The 15,932-nt window shown below is 53.5% G+C and carries 1 protein-coding gene (running past one end of the window); it reads left to right on the plus strand.

What is annotated here, in order from left to right; genetic code table 11:
* Nucleotides 1-15,841, plus strand: partial view of a non-ribosomal peptide synthase/polyketide synthase gene (locus tag MKY24_RS11650; protein WP_339202017.1) — the 3' portion only. 26,393 nt of this gene lie to the left of the window's left edge; only the last 15,841 of its 42,234 coding nucleotides appear in the window; the start codon falls outside the window, past its left edge; it ends in the stop codon at nt 15,839-15,841.
* Nucleotides 15,842-15,932 lie beyond the last annotated feature (91 nt).

Raw genomic sequence — 15,932 nt, forward strand, 5'->3', positions numbered from 1 at the left:
GGCCTCGAAGATTCACAAGGAGCTGAACAAACCGCTTCCACTGCGCAGTATTTTTGAAGCACCAACCATTGAACAGTTGGCAACGGTGTTAGAAAGTCTGGATCAAGTAACATACGCGTCCATTCCGGTAACGGAAGAACGCAGCTTCTACCCGTTATCTTCGGCGCAAAAACGACTGTATGTACTGCATCAGTTCGACCCGAATGATGTGAACTACAACATGCCGTCGGTGCTGCAAGTGAGCGGTCCGCTGGATGTGAAACAAGTAGAAGATGTGTTCCGTCAATTGATCGATCGCCATGCAACCTTGCGTACCCGCTTTGAGCTAGTGGACAATGAGCCGATGCAATGGGTTGAGGACACCGTGCCGTTCGAGGTGGAATATACGAAGGTACAGGCAGAGCGTGCGACTTCGGATACAGATCAAGACACAGCTACGTACACGACGATCAGTCAGGAAGCACAAGAACGGGTTCGGCAGTTTGTCCGTCCGTTTGATCTGAAAGCTGCACCGCTGCTGCGGGTAGGCTTGGTGGACTTGGACATACAAGGAGCAGAGCAAGAACAACAGCATCTGCTCATGCTCGACATGCACCATATCGTTTCGGATGGTGTGTCGATGGAGGTACTGACCGATGAATTTGTCCGCTTGTATGGCGGTGAAGAGCTATCGCCATTGCGGATTCAGTACAAAGACTATGCGGTCTGGCAGCAAAGCGAAGCCCATCAGGAGTGGATGCAGCGTCAGGAAGCGTACTGGCTGGGTACCTTCCGGGGCGGAGTGCCTGTGCTGGATCTGTCAACCGACTTTGCCCGCCCGGCGGTGCAGAGTACGGCAGGAGATACGATCGAATTCGGACTGGAGCGTGAAGTTAGCGAACGCCTGAAAGAACTGGCTTCGCAAACCGGCGCAACCTTGTATATGGTGCTGCTGGCGGCGTACACTACGCTCTTGCATAAATACACAGGCCAAGAAGATATCGTAGTGGGAACGCCGATTGCCGGAAGACCGCATACGGAACTGGAGAGCCTGGTAGGTGTCTTCATCAACACGCTGGCAATCCGCAATTATCCGTCTGGCGACCAATCGTTCCTGGATTATCTGCAAGAGGTGAAGGAGCATGCACTCAGTGCTTATGAGCATCAGGACTATCCTTTTGAAGAGCTGGTTGAAAAGCTGAATTTGACGCGGGATACGAGCCGGAATGCGCTGTTTGACACGATGTTTGAGTTGAAAACATTGGAGCAGCAAGAGTTGCAGCTGGAAGGTCTGACCTTACATTCGTATCCGATAGCCAATAATACGGCCAAATTTGATCTGACCTTGGAAGCAGTGGAGCAACCGGAGGGTATTCTGTGCAGTCTGGAATACAGCACGGCGCTGTACAAGCCTGAGACCATCGCGCGATTGGCGCAGCATTTTACCGAGCTTGTTCGTGCAATTACACTGCATCCGCAGCAGCCACTGGCAGCTTTGGAGATGGTACCTGCCGAGGAAAAAGCACAAATCATCCATGGATTTGGAAATGTGGGGGTATCGGATGTTGCTGCGGTTGAAGCAGAAGCCTTATTCCATACCTTTGTGGAAGAACAGGCACAGCTTGTGCCGGATCGCGTGGCGGTGGTGTACGAGGAGCAGCAGCTTACGTACCGGAAACTGAACGAGCGTGCGAACCAATTGGCGCGTAGATTGCGGAATGAAGGCATTGGACGCGAGTCGATTGTCGGCATTTTGAGTGAGCGTTCGGTGGACATGCTGGTCGGCGTATTGGCGGTATGGAAAGCTGGAGGCGCCTATGTGCCGCTGGATGCAGACTATCCGTCCGAACGTATTCGTTTCATGTTAGAAGACAGCTGCGCCACGGTACTGTTGACCCAAACAGGCTTGCAGGACCGTGCGCAGGTCTGGCTGGATGAAAGCCGACAGGCCTTGACGGGAGGGCAGTTTAAGGCCGAGTTAGAAACAGCGGCTGGAGCTGGAACGATGGAATCAGGTACTCTCCATGGAACCCTGAATGGAACAGCAGATTCGCCACCTAGCGAAGCAGCATCCGAATCCGCAGCGAACTTGCGTCTGCAGACGATGCTGGCGTTGGACGATGAGTCGCTGTACACCGGTGATACCGCGGATGTAGAGCACATCAACGAACCGCAGGATCTGGCGTATGTGATCTACACCTCCGGGACAACGGGACGTCCGAAAGGGGTCATGATCGAACATCACAGCTTGATCAATACGGCTGCGGCGTATCGTCGGGATTACCGTCTGAGCGAGTTCCCGGTACGACTGCTGCAGCTGGCAAGCTTTTCCTTCGACGTATTCGTCGGGGATATCGCGCGGACGCTCTATAACGGCGGCACGATGGTTATTTGTCCGAAAGACGACCGGATTGATTTTAGCCGCTTGTATGGCTGGATTCGCGATTGCCAGATTACAGTATTCGAATCGACCCCGGCCCTGATCGTACCGTTTATGCAGCATGTGTATGAACAGGGGCTAGACATGAGCAGTCTGGAACTGCTGATTACCAGCTCGGATAGCTGCAGTGTGACGGATTACCGGGTACTGCAAGAACGATTTGGCGCAGATATCCGCATTATGAACAGCTACGGCGTCACGGAAGCGGCGATTGACTCCAGCTTCTACGATGAAGAGCTGTCGAAGCTGCCAAGCAGCGGTAATGTGCCGATTGGTCAGGCGTGGCTGAACGCACGCTTCTACATCGTGGACAGCCAGCTGAATCCGGTGCCGATCGGTGTACTGGGCGAGCTGTGCATTGGCGGAGCCGGGGTAGCACGTGGGTACCTGAACCGTGCGGACTTGACGGCCGAGAAATTCGTAGCGAATCCGTATGTACCAGGTGAACGATTGTACCGCACAGGTGACCTGGCACGGTGGATGCCGGACGGCAATGTGGACTTTATTGGCCGGATGGATGATCAGGTCAAAATCCGGGGCTTCCGGATTGAACTGGGCGAGGTGGAAGCGCAGCTGTTGACCGTGGAAGGCATTCAGAAAGCCATCGTCACCGCCTGGGAAAACGAAGACGGAGACAAGGATTTGTGTGCGTATATCGTAGCCTCTGAGGCGCTGAATTTGCCTGAGCTGCGCAACATGCTGCAGCCCAAGCTACCGGGTTATATGATCCCGACGTATGTCGTACAACTGGATCATTTCCCGCTGACACCGAACGGAAAAATTGACCGCAAAGCGTTGCCTGCGCCGGAAGCGCGCCTCGAAGGAGGCACGGCGTATGTGGCACCGCGGACACTGCTGGAAGAGCAACTGGTACGTATTTGGCAAAGCGTTTTGAATCATCGGCAGATAGGCATCCAGGATAACTTCTTTGAAGTGGGAGGACATTCTCTGCGCGCCACAACACTGATGGCGAAAATCCATCAGGAGCTGAATTACAAGCTGGCTCTGCGAGATATTTTCCAATATCCGACGATTGAGCAACTGGTGCAGGTGATGGGAGAAGATCAGACACAGCAAACGTATGTATCCATCCCTGTTGCGGAGGAACGTGTATATTATCCTGTTTCCTCGGCGCAAAAACGGATGTATGTGCTGAGTCACCTGGAAGGCGGAGAGGTTAGCTACAATATGCCAGGCGCTTTGATTATTGAAGGTTCCTTGGATAAAACGCGACTGGAGCAAGCCTTCCGCCAGCTGATTGCCCGTCATGAAGCCCTGCGAACCCGATTCGACATGGTGGATGGCGAGGTGATTCAACGGATTGAATCGGGCGTCGCATTCAACGTGGAGCATGTGCAGGCAAGCGAAGAAGAGACCCAGCAGTACGCACAGGACTTTGTACGTGCATTTGATCTCGCACAAGCACCGTTGCTGCGGGTTCAGTTGGTGGAAACCGGACCGGAGCGTCACGTCATGCTCTATGACATGCACCATATTATTTCGGATGGCGTGACTGAAGGCATTATCGTGCAGGAGTTCTCTCAATTGTATGAAGGCAAGGAACTGCCGTCCCTGCGCATCCAGTACAAGGACTATGCCGTTTGGCAGCATGCCGATATGCAAAGTGAACGTCTTCGTGAGCAGGAAAGCTACTGGCTGAACACGATGGCTGGTGACATTCCAGCGCTGGATATGCCAACGGATTTTGCAAGACCTGCCGTACAGCGTCTGGAAGGAGCTCGATTGGAATTTGCGATCAGCCTGGAGGACAGCGAGCAGTTGAAACAGCTGGCCGCGCAAACCGGCTCCACCTTGTACATGGTGTTGCTGGCCGCGTATAGCACGCTCTTGCATAAATATTCAGGGCAGGAGGACATCATCGTCGGCACGCCGATTGCCGGAAGACCGCATGCGGAACTGGAGGGCTTGGTAGGCGTATTCCTCAACACGCTGGCGATCCGCAATTATCCGTCTGGCGACAAAACGTTCCTGGATTACTTGCAAGAGGTGAAGGAGCATGCGCTCAGTGCTTATGAGCATCAGGAGTATCCTTTTGAAGAACTGGTTGAAAAGCTGAATTTAACGCGGGATACGAGCCGGAATGCGCTGTTTGACACGATGTTTGAGTTGAAAACATTTGAGCAGCAGGAGTTCGAACTGGAGGGTCTGACCTTTAAGACGTATCCGACGGACAATCATACGGCCAAGTTTGATCTGACCTTGGATGCAGTGGAGCAGCCGGAAGGCATTCTGTGCAGTCTGGAATACAGCACGGCGCTGTACAAGCCTGAAACCATCGCGCGATTGGCACAGCATTTTACCGAGCTTGTACGTGCAATTACACTGCATCCGCAGCAGCCACTGGCAGCTTTGGATATGGTAACCGTCGAGGAGAAGGCACAAATCATCTACGGTTTTGGAGATGTGGGAGTATCGGATGTTGCTGCTGTTGAAGCAGGAGCCTTGTTCCATACCTATGTGGAAGAACAAGCGCAGCTTGTACCAGATCACGTGGCGGTGGTGTACGAGGAGCAGCAGCTTACGTACCGCACACTGAACGAGCGTGCGAACCAATTGGCGCGCAGACTGCGAAATGAAGGTATTGGCCGCGAGTCGATTGTCGGCATTTTGAGTGAACGTTCGGTCGACATGCTGGTCGGCGTATTGGCGGTGTGGAAAGCTGGAGGCGCATATGTGCCGCTAGATGCAGACTATCCGTCAGAACGCATTCGTTTCATGCTGGAGGACAGTGGTGCGACGGTACTGTTGACCCAAACGGGCTTGCAGGAGCGTGCACAGGTCTGGCTGGAGGAAAGCGAAGCTACAGTCGAACCCGCAGCGCACTTGCGTCTGCATACCGTGCTGGCGCTGGACGATGAGTCGCTGTATACCGGAGACACCACCGATATCGAGCACATCAACGAACCGCAGGATCTGGCGTACGTGATCTACACGTCCGGTACAACGGGACGTCCGAAGGGCGTCATGATTGAGCATCGCAGCTTGGTGAATACGGCTGCGGCCTATCGCCGGGATTACCGTCTAAACCAGTTCCCGGTACGACTGCTACAACTGGCGAGCTTCTCCTTCGACGTGTTCGTCGGCGATATTGCCCGGACGCTTTATAACGGCGGCACGATGGTTATCTGTCCGAAGGACGATCGCATTGATCCAAGCCGTCTATATGGCTGGATTCGTGACTATCAGATTACGGTGTTCGAATCGACACCGGCCTTGATTGTACCGTTTATGCAGCATGTGCATGAACAGGGGCTAGACATGAGCAGTCTGGAACTGCTGATCACCAGCTCGGATAGCTGTAGCGTGACGGATTACCGGGTGCTGCAAGAACGATTTGGCGCAGATATTCGCATTATGAACAGCTACGGCGTCACGGAAGCGGCGATTGACTCCAGCTTCTACGACGAAGAACTGTCGAAGCTGCCGGACAGCGGCAGTGTACCGATTGGCCAGGCGTGGCTGAACGCGCGCTTCTACATCGTGGACAGCCAGCTGAATCCGGTGCCGATCGGTGTACTGGGTGAGCTGTGTATTGGCGGAGCTGGGGTAGCACGGGGCTACCTGAACCGTGCAGAACTGACGGCCGAGAAATTTGTAGCGAATCCGTACGTACCGGGTGAACGATTGTACCGCACAGGCGACTTGGCGCGGTGGATGCCGGACGGCAATGTGGACTTTATCGGCCGGATGGACTATCAAGTGAAAATCCGGGGCTACCGGATCGAGCTGGGTGAGATTGAAACGGCGATCCAGCGGGTGCCGGGTGTGCGTCAAGCGGTAGTCATCGACCGGACGGATGAGCGTGGACACAAGTATTTGTGCGGATACATCACAGGAGAAGCAGAGCTGCGGATTGAGGAGGTACAGGCTGAGCTGGAAGCTGGACTGCCAGCACATATGGTACCTGCACGCTTGATGCGTCTGGAGACCTTGCCACTGACCCACAACGGCAAAATCGACCGCAAGGCCTTGCCGGAACCGGAAGGAAGCATTCATACCGGTGCAGCCTATGTGGCACCGCGTACCACGGTGGAGCAGGTACTGGCTGCGGTATGGGCCGGAGTACTCGGCGTGGAAGCGGTAGGCACGCAGGATAACTTCTTTGAACTGGGTGGCGATTCGATCAAGGCCTTGCAAGTATCCTCCCGATTGCTGCAAGCAGGTTATCGACTGGAGATGAAAGACCTGTTCAGTCATCCAACCGTGTCTGCATTGGCACTGAAAGTCCAAACGGTGACCCGATTGGCGGATCAGAGCGAAGTGGTGGGCGCTGTGAAACTGACACCTGTTCAACAATGGTTCTTTGAGCAGAACCTGACGGATGCTCATCATCATAACCAGTCCATTATGCTGCATAGCAAGGACGGTTTTGATGAAACGGCCCTGCGCACAGCGATGGATCACGTCGTGAGCCATCACGACGCACTGCGTATCATTTTCCGTCCTACGGAGTACGGATATGAAGCTTGGAACCGTGCGGTTGGGGAGGGCGAGCTGTATACACTGGATCGGGCCGACTTCAGAAATGAGTCTGAGGTATCTACGGCGATCGAGGCCAAAGTAAATGAAATTCAAGCGGGTATTCATGTAAGCGAAGGACCGCTGGTGAAGCTGGGGCTGTTCCATTGTCCCGATGGAGATCATTTGCTGATGGCGATTCATCACTTAGTGGTGGATACCGTATCTTGGCGCATTTTGTTTGAGGATATTACGACAGCCTACGAGCAGGCATTGAACGGACAAGCCGCTCGTCTTCCGCACAAAACGGATTCGTTCCGCACCTGGGCTGATGGGCAGTCTCAATATGCGAACGGCCCGGCCATGGTAGCAGAACTCGCATTCTGGCAAGACATTGAACAGGGAATGTATGAGCCGCTTCCAAAAGACGAATCCCATTCTCATTCCTTGAATAGGGACAGCGAGAACATTACGGTCACGTGGACAGCTCAGGAAACGGAGCAGCTGTTAAAACAGGCGCATCGTGCCTACAACACGGAGATGAATGATTTGCTGCTTACCGCATTGGGACTGACTATTTATCGCTGGGCGGGCCTGGAACGAGTGCTCGTGAGCCTGGAAGGTCATGGACGGGAGTCCATTTTGCCAGAACTGGATATTACGCGCACCGTGGGCTGGTTTACGACTCAATTCCCGGTTGTGCTGGATATGAGCGTGGGCCAAGACCTTTCACAACGCATCAAACATGTGAAAGAAGGACTACGCCGCATTCCGCAAAAGGGCATTGGCTACGGGATGTTGAGATACCTGTCCGCAGCACGTGAGCAAGAGCGTTTTGCAACCGAACCCGAAATCAGCTTTAACTATTTGGGACAATTTGACCAAGATATGCAAAATCAATCCATTGGCGTATCTCCTTACTCTAGCGGTGCAGAGCTTAGCGCCCATGCAGCTAGAACGCACACGCTGGATATGAACGGACTGATTTCGGAAGGCGAGCTGCAATTGACGATCAGCTACAGCAAGCAGGAATATCGCTGTGAAACGATGGAGCAGTTAGCCGAAGCGTTCCGAACCAGCTTGCGGGAAATCATTACGCATTGTGTAGGCCGCAAACAGCAAGAGCTGACGCCAAGCGATGTCATGCTGAAAAATGTAACCATGGCCGAGCTGGATCAATTGGTAGAACGGACTCGTGACATGGGGGAACTGCAAAATGTATATGCGTTGACGCCGATGCAAAAAGGCATGTTGTTCCATAGTCTGATGGATGCAGAGTCAGGTGCTTATTTTGAACAAACGACCTTTGATTTGCACGGACGCTTCCAAGCGGATATTTTCCAAGATAGCTTGAATCATTTGGCGCAGCGGCATGAGATATTTAGAGCCAATTTCATCAGCGGTTGGCAGGATGAGCCCGTGCAGGTCATTTTCCGCCGCAAGGATGTTGGTTTCAAATGTGAAGATTTGCGTCATTTGGATGATCAGGAACGTGACGCGTATGTGAAGGAATTTATTCGCAAGGACAAGGCAGCCGGATTTGATTTGTCCCGGGATGCGTTGATGCGCGTGGCGATTTTACGAACAGGTGATGAGGATTATTATTTTGTGTGGAGCTCTCATCACATCTTGATGGATGGCTGGTGTGTGGCGTTAGTCACGGATGAGGTGTTTGAGGCTTATTTTGCAGCCGTGGAGCATAGAGAGCCGAAGCTTGCCCCCGTTACTCCATATAGTCAGTATATTGAGTGGCTTGAAGCACAGGATGTAGGGGCTGCAGCTTCCTATTGGAAGGATTATTTGCTCGGCTATGATCAGCAAACTTCGATTCCGACCGGAAAAGTAGGCGTGAAAGCGGACGGTGCACAATTTGAGCATATCCTGTGCGATCTGGGCAAGGACTTGACCGGACGTATGGAAATGGTGGCCAAGCAGCACCACGTGACCGCGAATACATTGCTGCAAACAGCCTGGGGCTTGCTGCTCCAAAAGTACAACGGTAGTGACGACGCTGTTTTTGGCGGTGTAGTGTCTGGTCGTCCAGCGGATATTCCGGGGATCGAAAATATGGTGGGCTTGTTCATTAACACCATTCCAATACGTATCCGCAGTGGGGCTGAGGACACCTTTGCCGACATGATCAGAACGAATCAGAAGCAGGCGCTGACTTCTCAAGATTATGAAACGTATCCGCTGTATGAAATTCAAGCCTTGAGCGAGCAAAAGCAAGATCTGATCAACCACATTATCGTGTTTGAAAACTATCCGGTGGAGGAGCAGGTCGAGCAACTTGGCGAAGGTGCAGAGTCGGATTTTGAAATTCGCAATGCCGGCATGATTGAACAAACCAACTATGATTTCAATCTGGTCGTTATGCCGCAGGAAGCGATGAAAATCCGATTTGAATACAATGCGAAGTTATATGATCGTGAAGCCGTTGAACGGACTCAGGGCCATCTGATACAGCTGTTGGAGCAGGTGGTGGCGAAGCCGGACATTCGAGTGCAGGAGCTAGATATGGTAAGTGAGCAGGAGCGCGAGCAAATTCTCAGCGTATGGGGAAATACAGCTGCTGAGTATCCAAGCGAGCAAACGATCCATGGCTTGTTCGAGACACAAACGGCGCAGACACCGGAGCAGGCAGCGTTGTTCTTCGAAGGAGAGCAGTTGACCTATCGTGAACTGAATGCACGCGCCAATCGATTAGCTCGTACCTTGCGTAGTCAAGGCGTGACGAAGGATCGACTGGTGGGTCTGATGACCGAGCGTTCTGTGGACATGATCGTAGGTATCTTCGGGATTTTGAAGGCTGGTGGCGCGTATGTCCCCATCGATCCGACGTATCCAGAAGAGCGTATCCGCTATATGCTGGATGACTCGGGTGCGAAGCTGTTGTTAACGCAAAACCATCTGGTGGATAAAGCAGCTTTTGACGGTAACGTGCTGGTGCTGGATGGAGCACAGAGTGTGTATCACGAGGATGGTTCCAATCTGGAGTCGTTGTCTGGTCCGAACGATCTGGCGTATGTCATTTATACGTCGGGTACAACGGGGCAGCCGAAGGGTGTAATGTTGGAGCATCACGGGCTATGCAATCTGAAAACGTATTTTGATCAGACGCTTCGGATGAGCACGTCGGATCATGCGCTGCTGTTCGCCAGCTATTCGTTTGATGCAGCTTGCTGGGAAATCTTCCAAGCGCTGTTCTGTGGAGCCACGTTGTATGTGCCAACGTCAGAAACGATTTTGAACTACGAGCGGTTTGAGCAATATATGGCGGATCATCAAATCACCGTGGCCGCTTTGCCGCCGACCTATGCGGTGTATCTGGAGCCGGGACGGATGCCAAACCTGCGTATTCTGTTCACTGCGGGTTCTGCATCTTCAACAGAATTGGTGTACAAGTGGAAGGATCAGGTGGCGTACTACAACGGCTACGGTCCCACCGAAAACTCGGTGGCGACATCCATCTGGCCGGTATCCGAGGATGAGAGAGCCGGACAACTGATTTCCATCGGACGCCCTGTGCCGAATCATCGGGTATACATGGTGGATGTGCATGGACATTTGGCTCCGGTGAGCGTAGCGGGTGAACTGTGCGTGTCCGGTCCGGGTCTGGCTCGGGGTTATCTGGATCGTCCAGAGCTGACGGCTGAGAAATTTGTATCGAATCCGTTTGCGGCTGGCGAAGCGGGCTATGAAAGGATGTACCGTACAGGTGACTTGGCGAGATGGATGCCGGATGGCAACATCGAATATTTGGGCCGGATCGACCATCAGGTGAAAATCCGGGGCTATCGGATCGAGCTGGGTGAGGTCGAGGCACAAATTTTGAAAGTGGAGGACGTACAAGAGGTCATCGTACTGGCACAAGCGGACGAACAGGGGCAAAACCAACTGGTGGCGTACTATGTTGCTGAACGGGAAGTGAGCACTGGTGAGCTGCGCAGCTTACTGAGCGAGGAGCTTCCAAACTACATGGTGCCTTCGTATTTGGTGCAGCTGGAGCAGATGCCGTTGACACCGAACGGTAAAATCGACCGCAAGGCACTGCCAGCACCGGAAGGCAGCCTGCAAAGCGGAGCGGATTATGTAGCACCGCGGACATGGGTGGAAGTGAAGCTGGCGCAAATTTGGCAGGATGTGCTGGGTCTGGCACAGGTCGGTGTGAAGGAAAACTTCTTCGAGATTGGCGGACACTCGCTGCGGGCGACGACGCTGGCCTCGAAAATTCACAAGGAGCTGAACAAGCCGCTTCCACTGCGCAGTATTTTTGAAGCGCCAACGATTGAACAACTGGCAGCGGTCATGGAAGGTCTGGACCAAGTGGCGTATGCGTCCATTCCGGTGACGGAAGAACGCAGCTCCTACCCGCTTTCCTCGGCGCAAAAACGACTGTATGTGCTGCATCAGTTCGACCCGAATGATGTGAACTACAACATGCCGTCAGTGCTGCAAGTGAGTGGTCCGCTGGACGTGAAGCGAGTGGAGGACGTGTTCCGTCAATTAATCGCCCGCCATGCGACCTTGCGTACCCGCTTTGCACTGGTGGACAGTGAGCCGGTGCAATGGATTGAGGACACCGTGCCGTTCGAGGTGGAATATACGAAGGTACAGGTAGAGGGTGCGACTGCGGACACGATGGTCAGCAAGGAAGCACAAGAACGTGTGCAACAGTTTGTACGTCCGTTCGATCTGCAAGTCGCTCCGCTGCTGCGGGTAGGCTTGGTAGATTTGGGTGTACAAGAAACCGAGCAGGAACCGCAGCATTTGCTCATGCTCGATATGCACCATATCGTCTCGGATGGTGTGTCCATGGGAGTACTGACCGATGAATTTGTCCGCTTATACGACGGTGAAGAGCTTTCGCCAATGCGTATCCAGTACAAGGATTATGCGGTATGGCAGCAAAGCGAAGCCCATCAAGAGTGGATGCAACGTCAGGAAGCGTACTGGCTCGACACCTTCCGGGGTGAACTGCCTGTGCTGGATCTACCTACGGACTTTGCCCGTCCGTCGGTACGAAGTACGGCAGGTGATACGGTGGTGTTCGGGCTGGAGCGCGAAGCTAGCGAACGTCTGAAGGAACTGGCGGCGCACACAGGCTCTACGCTGTATATGGTGCTGCTGGCTGCGTACACCGCGCTCTTACACCAATACAGCGGGCAAGAAGATATTGTGGTCGGCACACCGATTGCCGGACGACCGCATGCAGATTTGGAACCGATCCTCGGGATGTTCGTCGGTACGTTGGCATTGCGAAACTATCCGACAGCGGAACATACCTTCCGCAGCTACGTGGAAGAAGTGAAAGTTTGTGCTCTGCAAGCCTATGAACATCAGGACTACCCATTTGAGGAACTGGTGGAAAAGCTAAATGTTAAGCGGGATATGAGCCGCCATCCGCTGTTTGATACGATGTTTACCCTGCAAACCACCGAGGAAGGCGAGTTGCAGCTGGCAGATCTGAGCTTCCGTCCATACGGCTTGGAACAAACGCCAGCGAAGTTTGATTTGACGCTGGAAGCCAGAGAGGAAGAGGCAGGTATCCAGTTCGGATTGCAGTATGCAACTGCGTTGTACGAGCGCGAAACGGTAGAACGGATGACGCGTCACTTTGTTCGCTTGGCCGAAGCCGTCGCGGCGAACCCGGATGCGAAATTGGGTGAGCTGGAGTTGATTACGGCAGAAGAAACCGAGCAGATTCTGAAGGTGTTCAATGATCCGAATGCGCACAGCCTGCTTGGAGCATTACAAGGCCGTTCGCTCAGCGAGCGCTTTGAAGAGCAAGCGAAGCGCAACCCTGAGCGGATAGCAGTTGTGTCTGGGGCCACCGCGCTGACCTACACTGAGCTGAATGAGCGTGCGAACCAATTGGCTCGTGTGTTACGAGCGGAAGGGGTCGAAGCAGATCAACCGGTTGGCGTATTGCTGGAACGTTCTGCGGATATTCTGGTGAGCATTCTGGGGGTACTTAAGGCCGGAGGCGCATATGTACCAATGGATACGGTGTATCCACAGGAGCGCATCGACTACATGCTCCAAGACAGTGGGGCCAAGGTCGTGATTACAAGCAGAGTCGCCAACCTGTCGCTCAGCTTGCCATCCACAGTTCGAGCTGTAGTCTTGGATGACGAGGACGTTCAAGCTCAGTTGGGAGCACAGGATGCGGGCAATCTGATCCCTGTCGCCGGTCCGCACAACCTGGCCTATATGATTTACACGTCAGGTACCACCGGTCAGCCGAAAGGGGTCATGATCGAGCAGGGCAGTGTTAGCAATCTGGTAGATGCTTTATTGGAACGAGTATACAGCCGTTATGAACAGCCGCTTCATGTCGCATGGCTGTCGGCATTTGTATTTGACGCTTCAGTGAAGCAAATCTTTGCCAGCTTGCTGTTAGGCCACACCCTGCATGTGGTGTCCCGTGACGTCAGTCTGAGCGGAGAGCATTTGATCGCCTACTACCGCACGCACCGGATTGATCTGTCGGACGGCACACCTGCACATCTGCATATTTTGAACGAAAGCGTCAGTGTGACGGAAGCGCCGGAAGTGAAGCATTACCTGATCGGTGGCGAAGCATTATCCGTGCAACTGGTAAATGTGTTCTTGCACAAGTGGTCCGGGTATCGTCCAGTCATTACGAACGTGTATGGCCCGACCGAAACGACGGTAGATGCGACTGCTTATACGATTGAAGATGTGGAGTCCCTGAACGTACTGCTGGAAAAAGGGGAGCACACAGTATCCATCGGAACGCCGATAGCGAACCAGTCGGTGTACATCCTGAACAGCCAGCAACAGCTGGTACCGATCGGTATCGCAGGTGAGCTTTATATCGGAGGTGCAGGTGTGGGACGAGGATACCTGAACCTGCCGGAGCTGACGGCAGAGAAGTTCGTCCTGAATCCGTTCGCTGATGCGGCAGCAGCTGATCCAGCGGATCACGCAAACCGGATGTACCGGACGGGCGACTTGGCACGGTGGATGCCAGACGGCAGTATTGAGTATTTGGGCCGGATCGACCACCAGGTGAAAATCCGGGGGTACCGGATCGAACTGGGCGAGGTAGAAGCGCAGCTGCTGACCGTGGACGGCATTCAGAAAGCCGTGGTCACAGCATGGGACAACGAAGACGGACACAAGGACCTGTGTGCCTATATCATAGCTTCAGAGTCCCTGAGTTTGCCGGAGCTGCGCAATGCGCTGCAGCCGAAGCTGCCGGATTACATGATCCCGACGTATGTGGTACAACTGGATCGTTTCCCGCTGACACCGAACGGGAAAATCGACCGCAAGGCGTTGCCGGCACCGGAAGCACGCCTCGAAGGAGGCCTGGAGTACGTTGCACCGCGGACACCGCTGGAAACCAAGCTAGCCCAAATCTGGCAGGATGTCTTGAAGCTGTCCAGCGTAGGAGTTACCGACTCATTCTTTGACGTGGGTGGACACTCCCTGCGGGCAACGACGCTGGTGGCTAAAATCCATCAGGAACTGGACAGTCGGATTACGCTGCGTGAGGTGTTCCAACACTTCACGATTGAGCAGCAAGCCCAGCTCATCGCAACGCACGGTACAGACACCTATACGGTGATCCCTGCGGCGGCGCAACAGGCGTACTACCCGGTTTCCTCGGCTCAAAAACGATTGTACATTTTGAGCCATCTGGAAGGTGGGGATCTCAGTTACAATATGCCGGGTGTATTAACCGTGGAGGGACCGCTTCAGGCCGATCGGCTGGAGGATGCGTTCCGTCAGTTAATAGCCCGCCATGAAACGCTGCGGACTTCCTTTGAAATGGTGGAAGGCGAGGTCGTTCAGCGGGTTTACGATCAAGTGGAGTTTGCAGTAGAACACCTGCAGGCCAGGGAGTCCGAAGCCGAAGCCTATATCGAGTCCTTTGTACGCAGCTTTGATCTTCGCCAGGCACCACTGCTGCGTGTCCGTCTCATTCAAACTGGACCAGAGCGCCACCTCCTGATGTACGACATGCACCATATTATTTCAGACGGTGTATCGTCTAACAATATCGTGCAGGAGCTGGTACAACTGTACGAAGGGCAGGAATTGGAGCCGCTGCAAATTCAGTACAAGGACTATGCCGTATGGCAGCAGCAGGAGACGCAGCGTGAGTCATACCAACGCCGGGAACACTTCTGGCTGGAGCATTTAGCCGGAGAATTGCCGATACTGGATTTGCCAATTGCTTATCCTAGACCTGCTGTTCGCAGCTTCGAGGGTGCGATGTATGAATTTACAGTGGACGCGAATGTATCTGAGCAACTGCGCCGAATTGCGGCACAGACTGGAAGTACGCTGTACATGGTGCTATTGAGTGCCTACACCGTTCTGCTGTCCAAATACAGCGGTCAGGACGATTTGATCATCGGTACGCCAGTAGCAGGACGCTTGTTACCTGAACTGGAGCCGCTGATCGGAATGTTCGTCAACACGCTAGCCATCCGGCATCAGCCGAGGGGCAACCAAACGTTCCACAGCTACTTGCTGGAAGCCAGAGATCGTACGTTGCAAGCCTTCGAGCATCAGGATTATCCACTGGAAGAGTTGGTGGAAAAGCTGGATGTAGCACGGGATGCAAGCCGTAACCCGTTATTCGACACTATGTTTGTACTGCAAAATACGGAGTCACAGGAAGCGAAGCTTGAGACGCTGTCCTTCAGCCCGTATGTTCAGGAGCATCGTATCTCTAAATTCGATTTGACTTTGTCCATGAGTGATGAAGATGGGGAAATCAAGGGTTCCTTTGAATATTGCACGAAGCTGTTTGGGGCCAACGCTATTGAGAGATTAACCAGAGATTTGATAGCAATCCTGTCCCAGATTGGAACCGACCCAGATTTGCTGTTAAGCGATATTCAGGTGAACACGGACGAGCAGCCAGAAGGCTTCTCGCCGGATTCCATCGACTTTGTTTTCTAAATCAGTTTTCTAAGATGCAATGATTTCACTTTGCTGTGCAGAGGGCGGCGGCTTGTCCGACTGCCCTTGCCTGCAAAGTATTCTTTTTCTG

Origin of the sequence: Paenibacillus sp. FSL P2-0322 (genome assembly GCF_037975315.1) — a bacterium.
Taxonomy (GTDB): Bacteria; Bacillota; Bacilli; order Paenibacillales; family Paenibacillaceae; genus Paenibacillus; species Paenibacillus polymyxa_B.